Genomic DNA, 24,527 nt, shown 5'->3' on the forward strand with positions numbered 1-24,527 from the left:
ATTACCGTGACAGTTGGAACAAACCCCGATTCCCCACCCTCAAACCCACAAGATTCGCACCGCCACATAGAGGATCAGCAGCGCGGTCAGCCGCCGGATCCAGATCTCGGGCAGCGCTTTGCTGGCCAACAGGCTGCCGACCTGCCCGCCGAGCAGCACGCCGAGGAACAGCGGCCAATAGGCGAGGATCGCCTCGCCGCCGCTGCTGAAACCCGACTTCATCAACTGTCCGGCCAGGCCGGCGATGGAATTGACGAGAATGAAGACGCTGGCGGTCGCGGCGATGCGGCGGCTGTCGGACCAGCGGGTGAGCAAAAGGATCGGAGCGAGGAAGATGCCGCCGCCGATGCCGACCATGCCGGAGAGGAAGCCGATGCCGGTGCCGGTGGCGGGGGCGAACAGGCGGTGGCCGGTCCATTGTCCCGCGGGGGCGCTATCCCCTGCCCGCTTGATGAACGGTTCGATGATCAGCAACAGGCCCGCGGCCGCCAGCGACAGGCCGAGCAGCAACATGAAACTGTCCTGCGCCAGAATCATGCGCCCGCCCAGCCAGGCGGCCGGCACGGACAGCAACAGGATCGGCCAGATCCTGCGCCAGTCGATCAGGCCGCGCGACTGGAAGCGGATGGTGCCGCCGGTCACAACGATGATATTGCACAGCAGCGCAATGACCGGCAGCGCCCGATAGTCGAGCGCGGCCAGCGCCAGCAGCGCGATATAGGTGGAACCGCCGCCAAAACCGACGCTGGCGTAGAGCGCGGCGGTCAAAGCAAACAGCAGGGCCAGGACGGGAATTGAAAAATCCATCTCAGTTCCCGCCCGGCTGCCGGTGTTTCAGATCAAAATTTGCCGTGGCAATGCTTGTATTTACGGCCCGAGCCACAGGGGCACGGCGCATTGCGGCTGATCTTGCTGCCATCGAAAGCATCTTGCGGATTGTCCATCTGGCCGGATTGCCGTGGCGGCAATGACGATGACACCGTTCCCAATGTACCGCCGTCAATGTCGTTGCTGTTATCTTCGCCGGTCAGCGGATCAATATGCGTGGTCAGGAAATCCGGCAGTTCCGGCAGTTCCGGCACAACCAGCTCTTCCGGCTGGTTGAACTGGCTGATCGCGATAGTCTTCGTCACGCCTTCGCGAATGATTTCCAGCATCCGCTCGAACAGGCCAAAGGCTTCCTGCTTATATTCGTCGAGCGGCTTTTTCTGGGCATAGGCGCGCAGGAAAACCACTTGGCGCAGCGCGTCGAGCGTGGCGAGATGCTCCTTCCAGTGATGGTCGAGCAATTCGAGCAGGATCGACTTTTCGATATTTTCCCACATTCCGGGTTTCTCGGCGTCAACCTGGGCCTTTTTCTCTGCGAAATCGGCATCGGCCAGCTCGGCGATCCGGGTCTCGATCATCTCGGGGTCAACCGCATCTTCCTGCAACCAGCTGTCGATATCGGGAGTGAGGTTGAGCACGTCCTGGACGCGGGTCTTCAGCCCTTCGATATCCCACTGCTCGGGATAGCTGCCCGGCGGACAGGCATCGGCTACCATTGCGTTGACGGTTTCATGGCGCATGTCCTCGACGACGTCGCCGACCGTGTCGGCATCCATGATTTCCGAGCGCTGCTCGTAGATCACCTTGCGCTGGTCGTTCATCACGTCGTCATATTCGACAACCTGCTTGCGCGCTTCATAGTTGCGCGCCTCCACTTTTTTCTGTGCGGTTTCAATGGCTTTCGACAGCCATTTGCCACCGATTGCCTCGCCGTCCTCGAGATTCTTGTTCATCATCTTGGCAAACATCGTCTCGGTGCCGAAGATGCGCAGCAGATCGTCCTCTAGGCAGAGATAGAAACGGCTGAGGCCCGGATCGCCCTGACGACCGGAACGGCCGCGCAGCTGGTTATCGATCCGCCGGCTTTCGTGGCGCTCGGTGCCAAGCACGAACAGGCCGCCCGCCTCCCGCACTTCTTCGCGCAGCGCCCGCACTTCTTCCTCGATCTTGGCGATGGCCTTGTCGCGTTCCGGCCCCTCTTCCATGTCGGCAAGTTCTTCCTCGATCCGGAAATCGATATTGCCGCCGAGCTGGATATCGGTACCGCGACCGGCCATGTTGGTCGCGATCGTCACCGCGCCGGGAGAACCGGCCTGCGCGACAATATGCGCTTCCTGCTCATGGAAGCGGGCGTTGAGCACATTATGCTTCACCCCTTCCTTGTTCAGGAAGTTCGAGAGCAGTTCGGATTTTTCGATGGAAACGGTGCCGACCAGAACCGGCTGGCCCTTGTCGCTATGTTCCTTGACGGTTTTTGCGATGGCCGCGAATTTGTCGAGCGTATTCTTGTAGAATTCGTCATTCTCGTCGATCCGCTGCACCGGCTTGTTGGTCGGAATGGTGACGACGTTCATCTTGTAGATTTCGAAAAATTCTGCCGCTTCGGTTTCCGCCGTGCCGGTCATGCCGGACAATTTGGGATACATGCGGAAATAATTCTGGAAGGTGATCGAGGCCATGGTCTGGTTTTCTGGTTCGATCCGGACGCCTTCCTTGGCTTCCACCGCCTGATGCAGGCCGTTCGACCAGCGCCGCCCGTCCATCATCCGGCCGGTAAATTCGTCGATGATAATAACCTTGCCGTCCTTGACGATATAGTCGGTGTCGCGCTTGCGCATGACATTGGCCATCAGCGCCTGGTTCAGATGGTGGACCACCTGGGTATTCTCGAAATCATAGAGATTGCTACCGACCAGCAGACCGGCCTCCTCGAGCAGGCGCTCCGCCTTCTCCGTGCCGTCTTCGGTGAGAGAAAGATTGCGGGATTTTTCATCCTTTTCATAATCTTCTTCGGTGATGTGCTGAACCACCTCGTTGACCGATATATAGAGATCGGACTTGTCATCGGTCGGGCCGGAGATGATCAGGGGCGTCCGCGCTTCGTCGATCAGGATCGAATCGACTTCGTCGACGATCGCGAAGTTGAACGGCCGCTGGACCATCTGGGCACGCTCGTGCTTCATATTGTCGCGCAGATAGTCGAAACCGAATTCGTTGTTCGTGCCATAGGTGATATCAGCCGCATAGGCTGCGCGGCGTTCCTCCTCACCAAGATTCGGAACAATCACACCGACTTCCAGGCCAAGGAAATTATAGACCTGGCTCATCCACTCCGCATCGCGGCGGGCGAGATAGTCGTTGACGGTAACGACATGCACGCCCTTGCCCTCGATCGCATTGAGATAACAGGCGAGCGTCGCGACCAGAGTCTTACCTTCACCGGTGCGCATCTCGGCGATTTCGCCACGATGGAGCACGATACCGCCGATCAGCTGGACATCATAATGCCGCTGGCCCAGCGTCCGCTTGGCCGCTTCGCGAACGACCGCAAAGGCTTCCGGCAATATGTCATCAAGCGATTCGCCGCCGACGACCCGTTCCTTGAACTGCACGGTCTTGGCCGCCAGTTCCGCGTCGGAGAGCGGTTCGACTTCCGCTTCGAACGCGTTGACCGCATCGACCACTTTCTGCATGGATTTGACGTACCGGTCATTTGCTGACCCGAAGAGTGATTTGGCTAAACCGCCGAACATGACATTTTCCAATTTGTAAATTTTGCCGGCCGGTAGCCGGCCGCGAACAGGGTGAATTTGGGGAGAGTCGTTCGCCGTTCAATATCGGCGAAACAGAGAATGGCGCTAGGGCGCGCCTTCTTCATGCTCCAGCTTGTCGCCCGCTTCGCGAGCCATGGCAAGAACGGGCCAGACAGGCGCCTTGCGACCGGTCTTGACCATAGTCCGTGGCGCTAACAGGCAGGTCTCTGCGACCGCGCAATATTGCTGGTCCGATGCAGTAAAGCCTGCTGTTGCGACAACGGAGGATGACGCCATCTCCGCCATTTCCGGTTGACTGGCCTGGCTTCCGAGCTCGGGCACCATGCGTTCTGCAGCCGCTGCCGACGCAGGCACGGCGAGGCCGACAGCGTTGAAAAGCAGCAACATTAAACTTGCAAAATATGCGTTCATGGACAAGGCCCCGTCAATATCAGCGCGTTCTATCAAAACAATGTATAAAGGCAAGTTAAGTGTCGGACAAACTTTCGCCCCTGGCGCCAGCACAATCTCCCGTTTTACCCGATATAGAGGGCGTATCCTGCCGCATCGCGCGCGCGCGCTACAAGGAATGGGACCGCTGCGATCTGACCTTTGTCGAACTGGCAGCCGGCACAGCGGTCGCCGGGGTGCTGACGCAAAGCAAATGCCCTTCGCCGGAAGTCGAATATTGCCGCGAAGCGCTGAAAGGCGGCAAGGCACGCGGTCTGGTCGTCAACGCCGGCAATGCCAACGCTTTCACCGGCGCCCGCGGCATGGCAGCGGTGCAGAAGATTCTGTCCCTGACCGCTGGCCATCTCGGCTGCGCGGAACAGGAGATATTCGTATCCTCGACCGGGGTGATCGGCGTGCCGCTGCCGCAGGACAAGGCCGAAGCGGGCCTGAAAGCGGTGTTCGCAGCGGAACCCTGTAGCTGGGAAGAGGCCGCGGCAACGATCATGACGACCGATACCTTCCCGAAAATGGCGACCACGAGCGCCATTGTCGGCGGTAAGACCGTTCATCTGAGCGGCATCATCAAAGGCTCCGGCATGATCGCCCCGGACATGGCGACCATGCTCGGTTATATTTTTACCGACGCCGCGGTTGACGCGAAGCTTCTGCAGGAAATGCTGAGCGCGGCGACGGCGAAAAGCTTCAACTGCATCACCGTCGACAGCGACACGTCGACCAGTGATACCGTGCTGGCTTTCGCCACAGGGCAAAGCACGGCCCCTGCCCTGACGTCCTTTGACGACAATGGCGCCGATGCCTTCCAGGCGGCGCTGAACGATCTGTGCATGCAATTGGCGCATCTGGTGGTCCGCGACGGCGAAGGCGCGAGCAAATTTATCGAAATCGCCGTGACCGGCGCGGAAAGCGATGACAGCGCCAAGCGCATTGCTCTCTCGATTGCCAATTCGCCGCTGGTCAAGACCGCCATCGCCGGCGAGGACGCCAATTGGGGCCGCGTTGTCATGGCCGTGGGCAAGGCCGGCGAACCGGCGGACCGTGACCGCCTCGCGATCAGCTTCGGCGGTGTAACGGTCGCCCGCGAAGGCCTGGTCGTGCCCGATTATGACGAGGCGCCGGTCGCCGCCCATCTCCAGGGCAGCGAAATCGACATCGCGGTCGATATTGGTCTGGGCGAAGGCCGGGCAACCGTCTGGACCTGCGATCTGACCCATGGCTATATCGAAATCAACGCCGACTACAGGAGCTAGTCTCATGCACAATCTCTATCAGCCCGTCCTCGACATTATCGAAAAGGCGGCGCGCGATATTGTGATGCCTTATTACCAGAATCTGAAGTCTCACCAGATTGACGAGAAAACTCCTGGCGATCTGGTGACGGTCGCCGACAAGCTGAGCGAACAATATATTGCCGGAGAGCTGTCAAATTTGCTGCCGGACACCAAGATTGTCGGCGAGGAAGCTTTTGCGGCTGATGAATCGGTGCTGGACCAGCTGGCCGACGGCCAGGTCTGTATTATCGATCCGATAGACGGGACCGGCAATTATGCCGCCGGGCGGGGACCTTTCGGAATCATGATCGCGCTGGTCGAGGAGAATGAAACTGTTGCCGGCTGGCTTTACGACCCGCTGACCGGACGCATCTGTCACGCCGCCAAAGGAGGTGGCGCCTTTATAGACGGGACGCCGGTTGCGGTTCCGGAGGTGCATCCGGAGAGACCTGTTGCCGCGCTCGCGACCGGCTTCATGACGCCGGACGACCGGAACAGTCTGCTCGCTGCTGCCGAACCATTTTACGAGATAGTCGACATTCCCCGCTGTGCCGCCGAGCAATATCCCCGGCTGGTACAGGGATCCAACCATATTTCGGTGTTCCAGCGCACCCTGCCCTGGGATCATGCTTCGGGGGTATTGTTCCTCAACGAAGCGGGCGGCAAATGCGCGCGCTGGGACGGATCGGACTATCGCCCCGCAGACCGCAGGAAAGGCCTGCTCGGCGCCTCATCCCCGAAACTCTGGGACGAGGCAGCCGAGCGGCTCGGGGATATCTTCAGAAATTAAGCGGGCAATGACTGTTCGAGCCATTGCTTGAGCTGGCTTTTCGGAGCCGCACCCACCTTGGTTTCAACCTGCTCGCCATTGTTGAACAGAATCATGGTCGGAATGCCACGCACACCATATTTTGCAGGAGCATCCGGGCTGTCATCGATGTTGAGCTTGGCAATGGTTACCTTGCCGGCCAATTCATCGCTGATTTCTTCCAGCGCGGGGCCGATCATCTTGCAGGGGCCGCACCATTCCGCCCAGAAATCGACGAGCACGGGGCCGTCAGCCTTCAGGACATCGCCTTCGAAACTTGCATCAGTAATTGCTTTGGTAGCCATAACGAATCTCCAATTGTTCGGGACCTATTTAGGTATGCTGGCGTCTCGGCTCAAGCGCGCTGGCGTAAAGCTTTTTCATATCGGCTCAAAGCCGGGCTTGTGCCGGTCGATCAGATCCGGCGCAAGCTCGAGCATGAGCGGACCATGCGAATAGAGCAGCCCGGCCTTGATCGGCCGATCCGGGAATATCTTTTCCAGCGCGGCGACATAGGCCGCCATCTGCCGGAGATAGGCGACCGGCGCCTGTTCAGCATCGTCCGGAACCCGGCGACCGGTTTTGAAATCCACAACATAGATATGATCATCGGTGATCAGCAAACGGTCGACCGTACCGGAAATAACATGTTCGCCGACAACCGCAGCAATCGGCGCTTCTGCAAGGCTTTCCGGCGCAAAAAGAGCGGACCAGGTCGGGTTGTCCATGACCGCCAGAACCGTTTTGATGATCTCCGAACGGCGCGCCAGGTCGGCAATCTGCTTTTGCTTTTCCAGCCAGCGATCGGCGACGTCGATCCGGCGCGCCGGCGCGATATTGGGTAATCGCTGGAACAGGCTGTGCAGCAAGATGCCCCGTTCGGCCGCATCGCGCATGATCAGGTCCGGTGGCGGATTGCTGGCGTCGTCGGGGCCGAGATGCGACGGGGTCAAGGGTCGCGGCGGGCGGGATTCTTCCGGAGCAGCCCGGAACAGCCAGTCCGGTGGCGGCAGATGATCCCCTGCCCCGTCAGCAGCCCGTTCGGGGGCTGCCGGTGCAACGGGCCTGTTCCGGCTCTCCGTCCGATATTCCCGCACAGCCTGCCAGTCGGGATCTTCGCGCCATTCGCTGCCCAAGGCCGTCAGACCGCGCTCCATCGCCCCATACCAGCTCAGTTCCGGCACTTCGCCTTTCGCTCTGGGTCCGAGCACGCCGGCAACGACCAGATGTTCTTCCGCGCGGGTCATCGCGACGTAGAGCAGCCGCCAATGTTCTTCCATCGCGACCTTGTCGGCATAGGCCGCATGTTCAGCCAATATGCCGACGCGCTCAGCCTTGCGGACCGGGACAACCGGATATTCCAGTTCGCGACCGGTCCCTTCGCCCAGTTTGATGCTGAAACCGCCGCTTTTCTTGCTCGCCGGGTCAAAGGTCGCATTGGCAAGGATCACAAGCGGCGCCTGCAATCCCTTTGCGCCATGAACGGTCATCAGCCGCACTTCATTGCCGCCCTCGACCTGCTCGCGCTTGATTTCGACATCGCCGCGGTCGAACCAGTCGAGAAAACCCTGCAAGGTCGGGATATGATCCCGCTCGAAGGCGAGAGCCGTGGCCAGCAGTTCGTCCAGCGGATCGACCGCCGCATGGCTAAGCCGGGAGAGCAATTTGCGCCGCCCCTGCATCGGCCCGGACAATATCGTCTCGAGAAACTGGTAGGGCGTGTTGAAATCGGCCATCGCCAGCAGCTGCTGCAACGGCTTTATCTGCTCTCCCAGACCGTCCTGTCGGCGCAGAAATTCCCAGAGGCTCTTCTCGCCATTGGCCTTGCCGCGATGACCGCGCGCCAGCAGATCCTCTTGCGTCCAGCCAAGCAAAGGCGACACCAGCAAGCTGGCGAGATTAAGATCATCATTGGGCTGCAGCACGAAACGGATGGCCGCGAGCAGATCCTGCACAACCAGCGGCTGGTTGAGGCGGATACGATCAATCCCCGCCACCGGAACCTTTTCGGCAAACAGACGGGCAACGATGAGCGCACTGAGCTCGTCGCGCTTGCTCACCAATATCAATATATCCTTGGGTTGCAGCGCCCGTTTTTGCCGTTCCAGCCAAAGCGGGTTTTCCGGCGACAGCCATTGCCTGATCTGCACAGCCAGCTGCTGGGCAAAGACCCTTTTCTCTTCGCTGGCCCAGGATTCCTCGTCCTCATCGTCGGCATCGCTTCTGTTGGCAATCGGTTTCCACAAGGTCACGCTACCGCTCGCATCCTGATAGTTGCTGCGATGTTCAGGGACCTGTTGATCGAGCCCCAGCTGTTCGTGGCCCAGTTGTTCCAGCGTTGCATCGACCACTTTCAATATCGGCGGGGTCGAGCGGAAACTGCGGTCCAGCGACAGGTCGCCGAACGGCTGTTCCGATGCCTCTGCCAGAGCAAAAAATTCGGTGCGCGCATTGGCATAATTATGCGGGCTGGTGCCCTGAAAGCCGAAGATTGCCTGTTTGAAATCGCCCACGGTGAACAATGTCCGGTGCCGCTCGGGTTCCACGCCCATGCCGGCAAAAAATTCGCTGGCGAGCGCGCGGACGATATCCCATTGCGCGACATTGGTATCCTGCGCCTCGTCGATCAATATATGATCGGTACGCTGGTCTAGCTTGTAGCGGATCCATTCCGCCATATCGCTTTTCTGCAACAGCCGGGCGGTCATCCGGATCATATCGTCGAAATCGACCACGCCGTGCAGCTTTTTGGCATCGGCATAGCGGTGGTAGAAAGCCTGTCCGGCCTGCAACGCGCCCGCAAACAGGTCGGCATATTCGAACAGGACTGCTTTTCCGAGAAGGTCGCTGCTCCACTCATACAGCGATCCGGCGATGAAATCATAGTCCGGCAGAGCTTTGAGCAGGCCTTTCGTGGGTTTGGGCGGGGCTCCGGTGGATTTGGTCGCCCAGGCCAGATGAACATCAGGCAAGGCTGCTGCGCGCTCCTGCGGATTGAGGGTCAGCCAGAGGCGGATCGCCAATTGCCGCTCCTGCTCCTTCTTGCCGCCGGCTTCGGCCATCGCATCGCGCAACCGCGTGATTGCCCGCAGATCAATTGCTTCATCAGTGCAGCGGCTGGCCAGCCACGACTGGGCATCCCCGTCGATCGGCAAACCAAGCAACTGACGGACGAAGGGCAAGGTTCCGGAAGGCAGCCCTTCCATCGCATCGGCCTTGGCCGCGCAAGTCATCAGAAACTGTTCGGTCGCTTCCTCGCCCATCCGGACGCTCAGGCGCTGGATCGCTTCGACAATCTGCGGACGTCCGGCCTGCTCCTCCTCGAGCAGCAGATCACCCAGCGCCTCGCGCGCCAATATCTTCTGGTCGCGATCCTCGATCGGCTTGAACATCGAAGCGATACCAGCTTCTTCGGGAAAGGAGGCGAGCAGCGACTGGCAGAAGCCGTGAATTGTCATGATCCGCAAGCCCCCACCCTGCGCATCGAGAACCCGGGCAAACAGGGTGCGCGCCCGTTCTCGGGTTTCCGGTCCTGTTGATGCGCCGATCGCCGCAAGATCGTTGGCGAGCAGGGTGTCGTCCATCCGCACCCAGGCCGTGAGTTGCCGGTTGATCCGCTCTGCCATTTCCGCCGCGCCCGCCTTGGTGAAGGTCAGGCAGAGAATATGCTCCGGATCGACGGTCTCCGTGAGCAACAGGCGAAACACGCGCGCGGTCAGGACCTGCGTCTTGCCGGTTCCTGCGGATGCACTTAACCAGATATGGGCGTCCGGCTTGACCGCATCGATCTGCCGGTCCTTGAGCGGGAAGATTTTCGGTTTTTCGCTACTCATGGTCCGCGGCCTCCGCCGGCGCGCGGCCATACCATTCCTCGAGCCGCATCAGCTGGTCATAATCGGCATAGCGGGCATATTCCGGATGCAGCTTGGCGGTCATCGGTTCGTCGCCCAATAGATAGCGGTCGGCGGCCTCGTTTAACCGGGCGACGGCATGGTCGACCATCGCGTCGGCCGGAATGATATTGTCACCGCGCCCCTTGGCGGGTGAGCGGATATAGCCGAATGCATCGACGCCACCCTTTTTCGCCAGCGACCAATATTCAAAGGCCACCGCCTCGCCTTCAATATCCTTGAAGCCGCCCAGCTCAGCGATGGCGGCGAGCAGGCCAAGCTGCAGATTATAGCCTTCGGCCACCGCCTTGTTGCTCGGCGCGCCGCCGGTCTTGTAATCGACAATGGCGAGGCCGCCATCGGGCATCCGGTCAATACGGTCAGCGATGCCCGACAGTTCGACACCGGCAATCTCGGCCTTGCCATAGATTTCCGAAGCCAGCGGTTCGCGGCCCGTCTTGCGGCCCTCGGCCAGCGTGGCAGCGATCCAGTCCAGCCCTTCGAGCAGGCGCGGCGCCCACAGGCTGCGCATCAATGGGTGTAAGCCGGGGTCCTGCAGAAAGCTCTGCGCCCTTTCCCGCAACGCCGCCGGTGCATAATCATCCTGTTTGGCCCATTGCTCGAGAATATCGTGAATGATGGTCCCCCGCCAGGCGGCACTCGGATCCGCATCGATCATGTCGAGCGCCGCGAGGCCCATGACTTTCTTTGCGTAAAAAGAATAGGGATCGGCGATCAGGCTGTCGACCTGGGTGACCGAAATCGGGATATGGCGCTGCTTCTTGCTCGGTAACGGAGCGGGGCGCGCATAAGGCTGAGGTTCGCTTTCCGGCTGGTCGATCGCCGACAACCAGGCGCGGGCTTGCGGATGTTCCTTCAGATTGTCGCCGCACATGCCCTTCAGCCGCAGCAGGAAGCGCGAGGCAATGGCCGGGCCGGAATCGTCCCGGTGCGCGCGGGAGAGAATGACTTTTCTGGCGCCCATCGCGCCGACGAGATCGTGCGCGGAAAGACCGATCTGCCGTTCCTGCGCCGGCAGGCCGAGCGACTTGCGGATCATTGGCGCGAGCCAGGGATCGGGCGTGATGGCCTGCGGCCAGCTGCCCTCGTTGAGGCCGCAGCAGATAACGAGGTCGGACTGTTGCAGCCGCGCTTCGAGCAGACCGTAGAGCGCGATCCGCGGGTGGCCGCCATAAGGCGGGCGCACGGATATGTCGGCCATCAGGGTTTCGAAATAGCCGGGCAGCTCATCCGCCTTGATACGGATCGGCCCCATTTCCGCCCGGGTCTGCAACTTGGCCAGCAGGTCGGCCAGTTCCCGGCCACCCGGACCGGCCCAGATCGCGCCTTCGGTCAAATTCTCGGCGAGTTGCCGCAACTGGTCGAGCAGTTTCGGCCAGTCGAGCGCAGCAACGAACAGACTTTGCATCGGTTCGAATATGGTGCGCACCGATTGCCACCAGGGAATGATGGCTTCCCGCAGCTTCTTCGTCCGATGATTGTCTGCCTTCAGCAGCGCGTCTATGCCCGCCAGTCCCGGTGCCGGACGCGGTCCGCGCAGCAACAGGTCGAGCTTGCGGACATGGTCGAGCCATTGCAGCCGCCCTTCCCCGCGCTGCACCAGCGGATGCTTGAGCAAGGCCAGAAATTCCGCCGGCGGGAAACCATCCGCGACCGCCGACAGCAGGTTCAGGAAAAATACACCCTCCGGCAGCTTCGCCAGCGGCTGGCCGGCCGTGTCATCCACCCGGATATCCCAGCGTTTCAGATGGGCGGAGATGCGGGTTGCCAGAGACCGGTCCGGCGTGACAATCGCCACCCGCTGAACGGGGTCTTCCAGCGCCTCACGCGCCAGCAGCGCGATGACCTGCGCTTCCTCGGCGCTGTTGCGCGCCTCGACCGTCTGCACCCCGGCGAGACTGCGTTCGCTGCTGTCCAGCGTCTGCCAGCGCACCGTCAGTTTCGGGATCGCGAAGGCATTGCTCAGCGCCCGGCTCCGCTTGGCCGCCGCGCCGCTTTCGCCGGTGCGCGGCCAGCGCAATATTTCGCCCCGCGCAATCGACATCCGGTCGAGCAGCACTTTCATATGATATTGTGGATGGGTTTCCTGGGCGCGCTTTACATAGCCGCTGTCGGGGTCGGGCTGGAAGGGACCCAGCATATCCCATTCCTCGTCCGGCATGATCAGGTCGAGATCGGGCAGGACCACCAGCCCCTGCGGCATGAAGGCTATGGTCTCGAGAAAACGGGCAATGGCCGGAGCGGAGGTGGTGATACCGGCCGCAACGACGAAATGATCGGGCGGCGACGTCTTCCAGCTTTTGGCGATATGATCGAACAGAGCGTTGCGGCGGACCGCCTGGTCCACCCGCTGCCATGCATCCAGCTGCTTTCGCCATTTCTCGGCAATGATCAGGAAGAAGCGATAGGAAACCTGCCAGTGGCGCGACAGGTCGAGACTTTCCGGCTCCGTCTTCATCAGGTCGGCCAGCGAGATTTCCTCGACATTCAGCTGGTCAAGCGTGCTGGCAAACTCGCGCGCCAGTCGCAGCGCATCCTTGGCCAGTATCGCGTCGTCGCGCAGCCGGACTTCCTTCTGGATCAGCTGCGCGAGCGTGAGCAGGCGGTCCATCGGGTCGACGGCGGCCGGAATATCCAGCGCCAGTTCGCCGGAGTCGAGCGCGACACCGATGGACTCATCCAGATCGAGATCGCCGATCACCGCCATTTGCGGCAATAGAAGCCCGTCTTCGCTCAGCCGGACGAAGGCTTCCTGCAAGGCGCGCTGGGCGCGGTTATTGGGCAGTATGACGAGCCCACGGGCCAGCCCGAAAGCATCCTTGGCAAAACGGTCGATCAGCCCCTGTGCCAGCGCATCGGCGAAGCCGCCATGCGCGGCGATATTGTAAATGGATGGTCGCCGGCGGTCAGACATTCGCCAGCGCGGCTTCTGTCGGCGCGATCGCCTGCGGCGTGCCGACCTCGAACCATTGGCCGTCGTGTACTGCCCCGAACAACCGACCGTCCCCGATGGCGCGCTCCCAGAGGATATTGGTAGAAAAGGGGCCGGCGGGTGCATCGCGCAACAGTCGTTTGGAAATCAGCTGGATGCCGGAGTAAATTAACGGTGCCGTCTGTCCGGGTCGCCTGCGCGAAATCCGCTTTTCGTCATCGAGATGGAAATCGCCGTCGCCCTTGTAATTGTTGGCCGCTTCCCGTTTGACCAGTAGCAGCAGGGCATCCATACGATCCCCGTCCCAGGCCTGCGCCAGTTGCAACAGGCTGTTGGTCGGCCCGTTGGTCCAGAGATTATCGCTGTTGATGCAGAAAAAAACATCCTCTGCGATAAGTGGTTCCGCCCGGACCAGACCACCACCGGTCTCCAAGAGCTGCGCCCGCTCGTCGGACACAAGGATATCGACCGGATAGGGCACGGCAGCCAAATGTGCTTCCATCAGGTCTGCATGATAATGAACATTGACCACGGCCTTGCTCACGTCCGCTTCGACCAGCTTCTCGAAACAATGGTCGATCATCGCCTTGCCGGCCACCTCGACCAAAGGCTTGGGACGGCTATCGGTAAGCGGCCGCATCCGGGTACCCAGCCCTGCCGCCATGATCATCGCGGTTTCGACCCTGGTCATTTGATTGCCTTCGTCACCTGCATGGGACGGCTGCGGACCTCTTCGGGGATATTCCGGTCGAACCATTGCGCGACTGGTGCCAGCGCGGGGTGACGCAGGTCCTTTTCCAGCAGACGCCACATTCTCGGCAGGAAATCGAGATAGCGCGCCTTGCCGTCCCGCACGCAGAGACGGGTGAAGATTCCGATGATCTTGCTGTTTCGCTGTGCGCCCAGAATGGCGTAATGACTGCGGAATTCGTCCGCCGCATCCCTGTCATGATCGGTGAGATAATATGCCAGCATATCCTCTTCGAGTTCGTCCGCCACATCGCGCCGGGCATCCTGCAGCATCGACACCAGATCATAGGCCGGATGCCCCATCAGCGCATCCTGAAAATCCAGCAGACCGAGCCGGCCGTCGTCCAGCAGCATGATATTCTCGGCATGATAGTCGCGCATCACGGTGACCGGCGGATCTTGCGCGGAAAGCACAGGCGCCAGTACCTGACGCCAGATCGCTTCGAAACCCTCCGCATCGACTTCCAGCTGCTGCGCCGGGCAATACCATTCGGTCAGCAAATTGGCCTCCCGCAAATATTGGGCCTCGTCATAGGGCGGCAGTGATGCCGCCGGCGCCTGATGCAAATCCCGCAGCAGATCCATTACCCGGCGGTATATCCCATCTTCGGCCGCCGGATTCTCATCCAGATGTTCGCGCATTCGCTGGTCGCCAAAATCCTCCAGCAGAACCAGTCCCCGATCGAGATCGCGAGCGTAAATCGCGGGTGCTGCAAATCCGGCACCGCTCAGATATTCGGCGATCGCGATAAACGGCCGGGGATCTTCATGCGGCGGCGGCGCGTCCATCAATATCGCCTGACGACCACCCTCCTCAACGCGGAAATAGCGACGAAAAGACGCATCTCCGGCAACCGGTGATATGCGGGCGTCCTGCCAGCCGTTCTGCTTCAAAAATTCTGCCGCCGTAGCAGGCGGTTTCATGTCAATGGCCATCGGTTGTTCCAAGCGTTGCCGGCAGTCCAAGTCAACCGGCGATTGCCTTCCACGGTTATTTCAAGTTCAAGATTGAGCGCATCATTCCAGAAACCGTCGGGCATCCGGTCGGGCCATTCGACGATCATAGCGCCGTCAACCAGCACCTCTTCGAGACCGAGTTCGGGAATTTCTTCGGGGTCGTCGATACGATACAGGTCGACATGAGCGACGGGAATTCTGGTGTCGGGCGGTTCATAGGGCTGGACAATCGCGAAGGTTGGACTGGGCACTTCCTCGCTATAGCCAAGCCCTTCCAGCATGCCTCTCGCCAATGTGGTCTTGCCTGCGCCCAGCGTGCCCCGCAGCGCGATCTTGTCGCCGGCGCGCAATAATTTGCCCAGTTTCCGTCCGGCGTCCAGAGTTGCCTGCTCGTTCTCGAGGATCATCATAGTCTCAATGCCGCGGCAATTGCAGGGTGACCAGCGTGCCCTGCCCCGGTTCGGATGTGAGTGACAGATCGCCGCCATGGGCACGGACCAGCTGCCGCGCGAGAGGCAGGCCAAGGCCGCCGGATTTCTGTCCGGCCTTCTGATCCCGTGAACGGGCAAAACTGTCAAACACCTTGGACTGCTCGCCGGCGGTCATCCCGGGACCATTGTCGGATATATGGATCATCGCCTGTTTCACATTTCCCGATCCGTGGATGAGCAATCTGCCACCGTCATCAGTATATTTGATCGCATTGTCGACGATCTGCGAAATGGCCTGTGTCAGGCGCTTCTTGTCGGCCATTGCCGAACCGAGCGTTTCGTCCAGCTGCAGTTCCACGCCGATCGCCTTGGCGGAAGCATCATCGGCAAAATGACCGGCAATATCCTCTATCAACTTTTTCAGATTGACCTTCTCCTTGGCGATTGGCAACGCGCCGGCCTCGCTCTGGCTGAGGTCGAGAACATTTTCGATTTGGTTGCCAAGCCGTTTGACCGACTGCAGGATCGCCCGCACATAATCGTGCCCCTGGTCAGTCAGCGGCCCGGCAATGCCCTGGTCCAGAAGCTCGGCAAAACCGCCGATGGAGGTAAGCGGGGTCCGGAACTCATAGCTCATGTTGGACAGGAAACGACCCTTGATCGAGTCGGCTTCGACCAGCGCTTCGTTGCGTTCACGCAGCGCCTGCTCGATCCGGTAGCTGTCCGATATGTCCAGCATGGTGAACAGTGCGTTGCCATCGGGCAAGGGGATCGCGGCAAATTCAAACCGGCGGCCATCGGCGAAGTTGAGCCGCCCACCCTTTTGCTGACGTTCGGTGGTAGCGCTCCGCACCATTTCGCGCACTTCCGAAATTCGCGCCGGCTGCTTCAACTGGCCTGCCATTTTCTGCATCAGCGAATCCACACGCGGATGTTTCCCGAGATCGGTTTCCGCCAGTCCCCAGTTGCTGGCAAACTGGTGGTTCCAGATGTTCAATTTTCCATCGGCAGCGAACACCGCAAGCGACTCGAACAGATTGTCGAAGGTCGCGGTCCTCACCCTGAGCAATGTGTCGCGGGCGCTCGCCAGCTGGACCTGTTCGGTGCGGTCTTCGAAAATGACCAGCAGCCCGCCGTCCGGCGTCGGATTGGCCAGCACCCGCAAATGGGTTCCGTCGGCCAGCAGCCAATTCTCTTCCATCGCCCTGGCGGACTGGAACCAGCCGGTCCGTTCCTCGCGCCATTCCGGAAAATCACGGACTTCGGGAATGCGGTTCATCTCCCGCATGCGATCCAGTACGCGCGGAAATTCGGGCCGTTCCGCGATCCATTGCTGGCGCATGGAGAAAATGCGCTGGAACGGAAGATTACAGAATTTCAGCGATTTATCCGCGCCAAACTGGGCCACACCGGCGGATATACGGTCAAGCATATCACGCTGCGATTCCCCGAAACGCCGCTGTTCCCGCCGTGCGTCTTCGAGATCCTGGATGTCGATCGCATAGCCGGCGATCCCCGATTTGCCGAGCGGCACATCGACCACCTGGGTCATCCGCCGTTCGCCGCCAACGGTTGTCGCAACGACCCGTTCAAGCGGTTCGCCCCTGTCCCGCGCCCGGGCCGCGGCATCGACGGGACTGAAACCGTCGACCGGTTCGACCAGTTCGACGCCATTGGCAATGACCTGCTCGCCATTCTCGGCATCGACGGCGGCAACATAGGCGCTGTTGACCAGTGTCAGGCGCAGGTCGGGCGAGCGGTGCCACATCGGCACCGGAGCCGCCTCGATCAGGGCGGAAAGCGCATCAAACGCCGCCCTCGCCGCCGCATTCTCCTCGCGTAGCTTGGCGATCTCGCCCTCGCTGTCGGTCGCGTCGAAAATCCAAAGCAGGGCACTCCCATTGGGCGCGATTTTCTGGTCCGCCAGCCCGCCACGGATCAGCAACGCCTTGTCCGATCCCCGCACATTGATCGCGCGGACGAAACTGCTTCCGGTTTTCTGGGCGAGATTGACATCCTGCATCAGCGCGTCGAGATCCTCCCGGACCATCCCCCGACTCTCCTCGGACAATTCCGAAATATGGGCCGGCAGATGATCGAAACCGAGCCAGAGCATCAGCCTTTGCGAGGCCTCCAGCTTGCCGTCGGAACGGACGAGCAGCGGCAGCGCCGGTGATGTTTCCAGCAATCGTCCGAGCCTGCCGGATTGCCGCAGGGTGGATTCCGCCTTGGCCTTCATGGCCAGACCGGTCCAGATGGCCCAGGCAGCCACGCCCAGCCAGGCCGCAAGTATGAGGCCCAGTATGACAGCCGTGAGATCAGGGACGTTGGACATTGACTAATCCGATTAGACGGATAGTTAACCCACGAAAACCCCTATTCTTTAGGACTTGGAAATGCGCCACAGACTAAGTTATTCTGGGCGTCTTACCAAAGCGGAGAGCAGCCATGCCAATCGACGAAACCCGGACCTTCAAACCGATCAATATCGCATTGCTGACCGTGTCCGATACACGCTCGCTGAAAGAAGACACGTCGGGCGACATCTTGGCTGGACGGATCGAAAGCAAGGGCCATGTGCTGCTCTACCGAAATCTGCTGAGAGACGATAAATCCGTGCTGGTGGCACAGCTTCACCAGTGGATTGACGATGAAGAGGTCGATGTCATCATTACCACCGGTGGCACAGGCCTGACCGGACGCGACATTACGCCGGAGGCTCTGGATGCGGTCAAGGACAAGGATATACCGGGTTTTGGTGAATTGTTCCGCTATCTCAGCATCGCTCAAATCGGCACTTCAACGGTGCAGTCCCGCGCTTGCGCCGTGGTTGCGCGCGGAACCTATATTTTTGCGCTGCCCGGCTCAAACGGCGCGGTCAAAGACGGCTGGGACGGCATCTTGGACACCCAGCTGGACAGCCGTCACCGGCCCTGCAATTTTGTCGAGTTGATTCCCAGACTGCTTGAAAGATAGCGATTAAATCTATTTGTTCTTACTATGTTCTCATAGTATGAAGACGCGATGGTCGACAAGCACAAGGAATTTTACCTGGCCCGCAAGGGCAGAGGTGCACCAAGCAACGGGGTTTCACAGCGGTTCAATCTGCAGGACCGCGAGATCGACGGTGACTGGCTGGACGAACGGGAATGGATCGGCGACAGCCCTGCCCCACTGCGGACCGACGTCACCACCGAATTTCCCAAATCGATCATTACGTACAATCAGTCACCGGACCTGCCCTTCGACCGCTCGATCAATGCCTATCGCGGCTGCGAACATGGCTGTGTCTATTGCTATGCCCGACCGACCCATGGCTATCACGACCTGTCTCCCGGCCTTGATTTCGAAAGCCGGCTGTTCGCCAAGCCCAATGCCGCCGATCTGCTGCGCCGGACATTGGCCAAACCCGCCTACCGGCCGGCCAGCCTCGCCATCGGCACCAACACCGATCCCTACCAGCCTATTGAAAAACGTTACCGGATCACGCGGCAGATCTTGGAGGTCATGCTGGAAACGCTTCACCCGGTGGTAATCACGACCAAATCCAGTCGCGTGGTCGAGGATTTCGACTTGCTGGCTCAGCTTGCGGTGCAGCAGCTTACGGCGGTGGCGATTTCCGTTACCTCGCTCGATCCGCAGACGGCGCGCCTGCTGGAACCCAGAGCGCCCGCTCCCGCGCGGCGGCTGGATGCCGTGCGGGCGCTCAGCGACGCCGGCATATATGCGCATGTCAATATCGCGCCGGTCATTCCGGGGATCACCGATCACGAGATTGAAGCGATTGTCGCGGCGGCGGCAGATTGTGGCGCCAAGAGCATCTCGTTCATTCCCATGCGGTTGCCGCACGAAGTGGCGCCGCTATTCGAACAATGGCTGGAAAACCATTATCCGGAACGCAAAGCCAAGGTGATGAGCATCGTCCGGCAAATCCGCGGCGGCAAGCGCAACGATCCCGGCTTCCACAGCCGCATGCGCGGCCAGGGACCATGGGCCGACCTGATCCGCACCCGCATAGGCATCGCGTCGCGCAAGGCGGGAATCGGCAAGGCGAAGCTCAAACTCAGAACCGATCTTTTCCGGCGTCCGGTGATCCAGGGCAGCCAGATGGAACTGTTCTAGGCGTCCAAGAGGCTCTTCAGCTGATAATCTTTATATTCGTCCCGCAGCGAGCGCTTGAGGATTTTCCCGGTTGCGGTGTGCGGCAATTCGTCGACGAATTTCACTTCGTCCGGCAACCACCATTTCGCGACCTTGTCGCCGAGATATTCGATCATATCAGCTTCCGACACATCGCTGCCGGGTTTGCGCACGACCAGCAGCAGCGGCCGCTCGTCCCATTTCGGATGGTAGACACCAACCGCCGCCGCTTCGGCAACGCCCGGACAGCCGACAGCGGCATTTTCCAGCTCGATCGAGCTGATCCATTCGCCGCCCGACTTGATCACATCCTTGGCCCGGTCGGTAATCTGCATCGTACCGTCGGGATGCAGTACCGCGACATCGCCGGTATCGAACCAGCCGTCATCCGCGACCGCATCCTCATCCGCACGATAATAGCGCTGGATAATCCAAGGGCCCCGGATTTCAAGCGTGCCGCTGGTCTTGCCATCGCGCGGGGCGACATTGCCCTCCTCGTCGATCACCCGCAGTTCGACGCCGAATGGCGGCCTGCCCTGTTTACAGATAACATCCACCTGCTCGTCAAAGCTCAGCTCGTCCCAGTTGGCGGGAAGCGAACCGGCCGTCCCGATCGGAGAGGTCTCGGTCATGCCCCAGGCATGGGCGACGCGGATGCCGTTCTTCATCAGCCGCTCGATCATCGAGCGCGGGCAAGCAGAGCCGCCGATCACGACAACCGCCAATTTCCCGTAATCGCCACCATTTTCATCCATATCGGCAAACATTGACAGCCAGACGGTCGGCACGCCCGCGCTATGGGTCACACCCTCGTCCCGGATCAGCTTCCACAGGACATGCGCTTCATTGCTGGCCGACATGACCATTTTCGCGCCAACCGCAGCACAGGCAAAGGGCAAGCCCCAGGCATTGGCATGAAACATCGGGACCACCGGCAACATTACCGAGCGGGTCGCCAGATCCATCACATCCGGCTGCACCTCGGTGATCGCGTGAATGACGTTCGAGCGATGCTCGTACAGCACACCCTTCGGGTTCCCCGTCGTGCCGCTGGTGTAGCAAAGGCCGCAAGGATCATTTTCATCGACATCGACCCATTCGAAATCGCCATCTTCCGCGTCGACAAGCTCGCGAAAGGTCGGATAGTCGCCTTTCTCGCCATCGAACTGGATATAATGCTCAACCGTTTTCAGTTGCGGCTTGAGCATTTCGACAATGGGAGCGAACATCTTGTCGAACAAGAGCACGCGGTCTTCGGCATGGTTGATGATATAGACCAGTTGCTCCTCGAACAGGCGCGGATTGACCGTGTGGAGAATGCCGCCAATACCGGCCGAGCCGTACCAGCTGATCAGATGATGCGCATGGTTCATCGCGATGGTCGCGATCCGGTCGCCCCTGTTCATGCCGAGCCGTTGCAGCGCTTGAGAGAATTTGCGGGATTCGAGCCCTATTTCGGCCCAGTTGCTGCGGCTGATACTTCCGTCGGCCCAGTAGCTGACAATCTCGCGATCACCATGTTCTCTGGCGGCGTGATCTATCAAATTGGTAATCTTGAGCGCGCTCGCTTGCATCGCACCGGCCATATTATCTCTCCAGACTAGTTGTATTTGGCCGGTTTCTGGTATGTTTCAGGCTAGCTGACAAGCCTTAATTTGGGTTTCGCCACCCGCATCGGTCGCGCCGGCCCCAAGCGGACGTTGGCCAGGCCTTCAACCCGCTCGAGCATCTCCACCGTTTCCGCGTCGAGGCGGAAGGATCGTCCGAGGCAGACTTTGACAAGATCATCGTCGGGACCAGCCATGATTGCCACTATTTCACTCTGGCCGCCAAGCAGCGGCGCCACCAGATTGGTCAGCTCGTGCAAACCGGCAATATCGAGGATTTCCAGCTCCATCCGGGTGCGGGTGGTCTTCTCCAGACCGTCCAGCGGTTGCACCGTCCGGATCGCAACCCGCGGATTTTCATCTTCCGACTGCTGATCCAGTTCAACCTTGAGCAGGGCACAGCGCCCTTCCTGCGAGAGTTCCTCCAGAATCTTGCACTGGTCTTCGTCAAAGCAACTGGCGGAAAACTGGCCGCTGCTGTCCGACAGGTCGGCGAGCGCGAATCTCTTGCCCCTGCGGCTGTCCCGCCAGCGCACCTTTTCGATGAGAGCGGACATCACCGCCGGTTTGCGTATGCCTTCGCCGATCGGTTCCCCGCTGCACAGGGCCGCATAGGTCATGGCGCCAAGCGAAGAGGAAACCGCCTGAAACTGGGAAACCGGGTGCGAGGAAAAATAGAAACCGAAAGCATCGCGCTCCCGGGACATGATCTCGTTGAGCGACCAGTTGCTCCCCTCCGGCAATCGGATCGCCTGCATGTCCCCCCCGGCACTACCCTCCCCAAAAAGGCCGCCCTGTCCGCTTTCACGCGCATCGGTCGCACTGCTGGCCACCGAAAGGATCATGTCCGCACCATCATGGACCGCCGCGCGATTAGGCTCCAGATCATCAAAGGCACCAGCCGAAGCCAGGCTTTCCAGCTGGCGCTTGTTGAGGCCATGCGGATCAATCCGGTTGGCAAAATCCTCTATCGACGAAAACGGACCGGACTCGGCGCGTTCGGTGACCAGCGCGTGCATTGCCTTCTCGCCGACATTCTTCAGACCGGCCAGCGCATAGCGCACGGCGAGTCCGGATTCCGGCTGCTCCTCGACCGAGAAATTTGGCCGGCTTTTGTTGATTGCCGGCTGCAGCACGGTGACTCCCAGCCGCTTCATGTCGTCGACAAAAATACTGAGCTTTTCCGACTGATGCATATCGAAGCACATCGAAGCGGCGTAAAATTCATGCGGGTGATGCGCCTTTAGCCAGGCCGTCTGATAGGCGAGCAGCGCATAGGCCGCCGCGTGGCTCTTGTTGAAGCCATAGCCGGCAAATTTGTCGATCAAATCGAACAGTTCGTTGGCCTGATCACTGTTCAGACCGTTTTCCGCGGCCCCCGTCACGAAGCGCTTGCGCTGGACATCCATTTCCGCCTGGATCTTCTTGCCCATGGCCCGACGCAGCAAATCTGCTTCGCCAAGCGAATAGCCGGCGATGATCTGCGCGGCCTGCATCACCTGTTCCTGATAGACAAAAATCCCGTAGGTTTCCTTGAGGATTTCTTCGAGCAAGGGATGCGGATAAGCAATATCGACGCGTCCGTTCTTGCGGTCCCCGAACAGCGGTATATTGTCCATCGGGCCCGGCCGGTAGAGCGAAACGAGCGCGATAATATCACCGAAATTGGTTGGCTTCACGGCCGCAAGCGTGCGTCGCATGCCTTCGGATTCCAGCTGGAACACACCGACGGTATCGCCGCGCTGGAGCAGCTCGAAAACTTTGTCGTCTTCCCAGCTCAGGTTTTCCAGCTCGACCGTTATGCCGCGTTCAGCAAGCAGTTCGACCGCCTTCTTCAGCACCGAGAGCGTTTTCAGCCCCAGAAAGTCGAATTTCACCAGACCGGCTTTTTCAACAAATTTCATGTCGAACTGGGTTACCGGCAGATCCGAGCGCGGATCTCGATACAGCGGCACCAGCTGATCGAGCGGACGATCGCCGATCACCACGCCTGCAGCATGGGTAGAGCTGTGGCGCGGTAAACCTTCCAGTTTCATGGCCAGATCGAACAGCCGCTTCACGTCCGCCTGCTTATATTCCTGCGCCAGTTCCGTAATCCCGTTGAGCGACCGCTTCAGATCCCAGGGATCGGTGGGATGATTGGGTACCAGCTTGGTCAGCCGATCCACCTGCCCGTAAGGCATCTGCAGGACCCGGCCGACATCGCGCAACACGGCACGCGCTTTGAGCTTTCCGAAAGTGATAATCTGGGCAACCTGCCGGTCGCCGTATTTTTCCTGCACATAGCGAATGACTTCACCGCGCCGGGTTTCGCAGAAATCGATGTCGAAATCGGGCATCGACACACGTTCCGGATTGAGGAAACGTTCGAACAGCAGTCCAAGCTGGATCGGATCCAGATCGGTAATGGTCAATGCCCATGCGACAACCGAACCGGCACCCGAACCACGCCCCGGCCCCACCGGTATATCATGATCCTTGGCCCATTTGATAAAGTCGGCAACGATCAGGAAATAGCCGGGAAATCCCATGCTGACGATCACATCCAGCTCGAAAGCCAGACGTTCAAAATAGACTTGCCTTTCCTCCTCGTCCGTCACCCCGGCAAACTCCAGCCGCCTTTCGAGGCCGGCGGTGGCGTCTTTGCGCAATTGTTCGATCTCCCCATCCAGATCGCCAGCGAGACTGGGCAGGATCGGGTTCCGCTTGGGCGGTGAAAAGGCGCATCGCTGGGCGATGACAATGGTGTTCTGCAACGCTTCGGGTATGTCGGAGAATAGATCCTCCATCACCAGCGCGCTTTTCATCCACAGATGTTTGGACGGCTTCTCGCGCTCGTCATTTTCGACATAGGCCGACTGCGCGATACATTTCATCGCGTCATGGGCTTCGTGGAAATCGGGTTCGGAAAAACAACTCGGGTTGGTTGCCACCAGCGGAATATCCCGGTCCATCGCCAGCGCAATCAGGCCCTGCTCCGCGGCCATTTCGACCGGGTCCTCGCGGCGCGACAATTCGATATAGAGCCGTCCCGGGAAATATTGCTGCAACAGGGAGAGATAGGCTTCGGCTTCCGGTTGCTGCTCCTCGGCAATCAGACGGGCTAGCGCACCCTCCCCGCCCCCGGTCAGGGCCAGCAGTCCGGCATTATGGTCGCGCAACATTTCCATGGGAACATGGGCATCGAGTTCACCGGGGCGGTCGAGATGGGAGGCTGAAACCAGCTTGCAGAGATTTTCATAGCCCTCGGCATCCTGGGCATAGAGCGCGACCCAGTCCAGCACCACTTTGGCCGGGTCCGCCCCTCCGGGCCGCGCTATCCTGAGAAAGCAGCCGGTGATCGGCTGCACGCCCTGGGAGCGACAGCCGTCATCAAACGCCATGGAAGCGAAAAGGCCGATCCGGTCGCATAAGGCGACGGCCGGAAAGCCGCGCTCTTTTGCCGCAGCACCAATGACGGCCGGCTCCATCGCTCCGTCAAGAATAGTATAGGCAGAAAAGGTTCGAAGAGGGACGAAGGGAGTCTGGGCCATGATACTCAGACTAGCGCTCCATCCTGGTCTTGCATATGGCGACGATCAGACCGGGAGAAACTATCGACCATTTGTCCACAGCATATTTGCCGGCAATGGTGCTGGATTGCGTCCGGGACAAAGGACAGAGCTTGG

General features: G+C 60.0%; 16 protein-coding genes. 4 read left to right on the top strand and 12 right to left on the bottom strand.

All coding sequences use genetic code 11. The features are described from left to right. Window positions 1-39: 39 nt before the first annotated feature. From ACHZCJ_RS04495 to ACHZCJ_RS04505, 3 genes are all read right to left on the bottom strand, one after another. Window positions 40-807, bottom strand: coding sequence for a sulfite exporter TauE/SafE family protein (locus tag ACHZCJ_RS04495; protein WP_321324238.1), 768 nt, complete (start codon window positions 805-807; stop codon window positions 40-42). A gap of 32 nt (window positions 808-839) precedes the next feature. Further along, a complete protein-coding gene (secA, locus tag ACHZCJ_RS04500; protein ID WP_321324241.1) occupies window positions 840-3,581 on the bottom strand; it encodes a preprotein translocase subunit SecA in 2,742 nt (913 codons plus the stop codon). A 105-nt stretch (window positions 3,582-3,686) separates the two neighbouring features. Then, complete coding sequence (locus tag ACHZCJ_RS04505) at window positions 3,687-4,013, bottom strand: hypothetical protein (protein WP_321324242.1); 327 nt, start codon at window positions 4,011-4,013, stop codon at window positions 3,687-3,689. A 59-nt stretch (window positions 4,014-4,072) separates the two neighbouring features. Here ACHZCJ_RS04505 and argJ point away from each other — a divergent pair, with 59 nt between their 5' ends. Continuing rightward, window positions 4,073-5,302, top strand: coding sequence for a bifunctional glutamate N-acetyltransferase/amino-acid acetyltransferase ArgJ (gene argJ, locus ACHZCJ_RS04510; protein ID WP_321324244.1), 1,230 nt, complete (start codon window positions 4,073-4,075; stop codon window positions 5,300-5,302). Window positions 5,303-5,306: 4 nt separating this feature from the next. Then, window positions 5,307-6,113, top strand: coding sequence for an inositol monophosphatase family protein (locus ACHZCJ_RS04515; protein WP_321324246.1), 807 nt, complete (start codon window positions 5,307-5,309; stop codon window positions 6,111-6,113). Here the strand turns inward: ACHZCJ_RS04515 and trxA are convergent. The 7 genes from trxA to ACHZCJ_RS04550 all read right to left on the bottom strand — a co-directional run bounded on the left by trxA (window position 6,110) and on the right by ACHZCJ_RS04550 (window position 17,447). Next, window positions 6,110-6,436, bottom strand: coding sequence for a thioredoxin TrxA (gene trxA / locus ACHZCJ_RS04520; RefSeq protein WP_089132615.1), 327 nt, complete (start codon window positions 6,434-6,436; stop codon window positions 6,110-6,112). The genes ACHZCJ_RS04515 and trxA overlap by 4 nt on opposite strands. 75 nt (window positions 6,437-6,511) lie before the next feature. After that, on the bottom strand, window positions 6,512-9,964 hold the full coding sequence (addA, locus tag ACHZCJ_RS04525; protein WP_321324250.1) for a double-strand break repair helicase AddA: 3,453 nt from the start codon (window positions 9,962-9,964) through the stop codon (window positions 6,512-6,514). Next, window positions 9,957-12,956, bottom strand: a complete 3,000-nt coding sequence (gene addB, locus ACHZCJ_RS04530) for a double-strand break repair protein AddB (RefSeq protein ID WP_321324252.1) — start codon at window positions 12,954-12,956, stop codon at window positions 9,957-9,959. The genes addA and addB overlap by 8 nt, the downstream gene beginning before the upstream one ends. Next, complete coding sequence (locus ACHZCJ_RS04535; RefSeq protein ID WP_321324254.1) at window positions 12,949-13,665, bottom strand: nucleotidyltransferase family protein; 717 nt, start codon at window positions 13,663-13,665, stop codon at window positions 12,949-12,951. The genes addB and ACHZCJ_RS04535 overlap by 8 nt, the downstream gene beginning before the upstream one ends. Further along, entirely contained in the window at window positions 13,662-14,648 is a 987-nt protein-coding gene (locus ACHZCJ_RS04540) for a phosphotransferase (protein WP_321324990.1), read from the bottom strand. The genes ACHZCJ_RS04535 and ACHZCJ_RS04540 overlap by 4 nt, the downstream gene beginning before the upstream one ends. Further along, window positions 14,645-15,088 carry a tRNA (adenosine(37)-N6)-threonylcarbamoyltransferase complex ATPase subunit type 1 TsaE gene (gene tsaE / locus ACHZCJ_RS04545; RefSeq protein WP_159647869.1) on the bottom strand — a complete coding sequence of 148 codons (444 nt, stop codon included), beginning with the start codon at window positions 15,086-15,088 and terminating at the stop codon, window positions 14,645-14,647. Before tsaE ends, ACHZCJ_RS04540 begins: the two co-directional genes overlap by 4 nt. Window positions 15,089-15,095: 7 nt before the next feature. Beyond that, window positions 15,096-17,447, bottom strand: coding sequence for an ATP-binding protein (locus ACHZCJ_RS04550; RefSeq protein ID WP_321324259.1), 2,352 nt, complete (start codon window positions 17,445-17,447; stop codon window positions 15,096-15,098). A gap of 113 nt (window positions 17,448-17,560) precedes the next feature. On the opposite strand from ACHZCJ_RS04550, the gene moaB reads away from it, so the two are divergent. Together moaB and ACHZCJ_RS04560 are read left to right on the top strand one after the other, a co-directional pair. After that, complete coding sequence (gene moaB / locus ACHZCJ_RS04555; RefSeq protein ID WP_321324261.1) at window positions 17,561-18,088, top strand: molybdenum cofactor biosynthesis protein B; 528 nt, start codon at window positions 17,561-17,563, stop codon at window positions 18,086-18,088. A gap of 48 nt (window positions 18,089-18,136) precedes the next feature. Beyond that, window positions 18,137-19,234 carry a PA0069 family radical SAM protein gene (locus ACHZCJ_RS04560; RefSeq protein ID WP_321324263.1) on the top strand — a complete coding sequence of 366 codons (1,098 nt, stop codon included), beginning with the start codon at window positions 18,137-18,139 and terminating at the stop codon, window positions 19,232-19,234. On the opposite strand, the gene ACHZCJ_RS04565 is transcribed toward ACHZCJ_RS04560, so the two are convergent. Beyond that, window positions 19,231-20,838: a long-chain fatty acid--CoA ligase gene (locus ACHZCJ_RS04565; RefSeq protein ID WP_321324265.1), complete on the bottom strand. Its 1,608-nt coding sequence runs from the start codon at window positions 20,836-20,838 to the stop codon at window positions 19,231-19,233. The two genes, ACHZCJ_RS04560 and ACHZCJ_RS04565, sit on opposite strands and share 4 nt — an antisense overlap. A gap of 50 nt (window positions 20,839-20,888) precedes the next feature. Next, complete coding sequence (gene dnaE, locus ACHZCJ_RS04570; RefSeq protein WP_321324267.1) at window positions 20,889-24,392, bottom strand: DNA polymerase III subunit alpha; 3,504 nt, start codon at window positions 24,390-24,392, stop codon at window positions 20,889-20,891. Window positions 24,393-24,527: the final 135 nt, after the last annotated feature.

Source organism: uncultured Parasphingorhabdus sp. (assembly GCF_963677535.2).
GTDB lineage: Bacteria > Pseudomonadota > Alphaproteobacteria > Sphingomonadales > Sphingomonadaceae > Parasphingorhabdus.

Coding starts and splice junctions, on each gene's coding strand:
- ACHZCJ_RS04495 (WP_321324238.1), bottom strand. CDS start 807: ATGGATTTTTCAATTCCCGTCCTGGCCCTGCTGTTTGCTTTGACCGCC.
- secA (WP_321324241.1), bottom strand. CDS start 3,581: ATGTTCGGCGGTTTAGCCAAATCACTCTTCGGGTCAGCAAATGACCGG.
- ACHZCJ_RS04505 (WP_321324242.1), bottom strand. CDS start 4,013: ATGAACGCATATTTTGCAAGTTTAATGTTGCTGCTTTTCAACGCTGTC.
- ACHZCJ_RS04515 (WP_321324246.1), top strand. CDS start 5,307: ATGCACAATCTCTATCAGCCCGTCCTCGACATTATCGAAAAGGCGGCG.
- trxA (WP_089132615.1), bottom strand. CDS start 6,436: ATGGCTACCAAAGCAATTACTGATGCAAGTTTCGAAGGCGATGTCCTG.
- addA (WP_321324250.1), bottom strand. CDS start 9,964: ATGAGTAGCGAAAAACCGAAAATCTTCCCGCTCAAGGACCGGCAGATC.
- addB (WP_321324252.1), bottom strand. CDS start 12,956: ATGTCTGACCGCCGGCGACCATCCATTTACAATATCGCCGCGCATGGC.
- ACHZCJ_RS04535 (WP_321324254.1), bottom strand. CDS start 13,665: ATGACCAGGGTCGAAACCGCGATGATCATGGCGGCAGGGCTGGGTACC.
- ACHZCJ_RS04540 (WP_321324990.1), bottom strand. CDS start 14,648: ATGAAACCGCCTGCTACGGCGGCAGAATTTTTGAAGCAGAACGGCTGG.
- tsaE (WP_159647869.1), bottom strand. CDS start 15,088: ATGATCCTCGAGAACGAGCAGGCAACTCTGGACGCCGGACGGAAACTG.
- ACHZCJ_RS04550 (WP_321324259.1), bottom strand. CDS start 17,447: ATGTCCAACGTCCCTGATCTCACGGCTGTCATACTGGGCCTCATACTT.
- moaB (WP_321324261.1), top strand. CDS start 17,561: ATGCCAATCGACGAAACCCGGACCTTCAAACCGATCAATATCGCATTG.
- ACHZCJ_RS04560 (WP_321324263.1), top strand. CDS start 18,137: ATGGTCGACAAGCACAAGGAATTTTACCTGGCCCGCAAGGGCAGAGGT.
- ACHZCJ_RS04565 (WP_321324265.1), bottom strand. CDS start 20,838: ATGGCCGGTGCGATGCAAGCGAGCGCGCTCAAGATTACCAATTTGATA.
- dnaE (WP_321324267.1), bottom strand. CDS start 24,392: ATGGCCCAGACTCCCTTCGTCCCTCTTCGAACCTTTTCTGCCTATACT.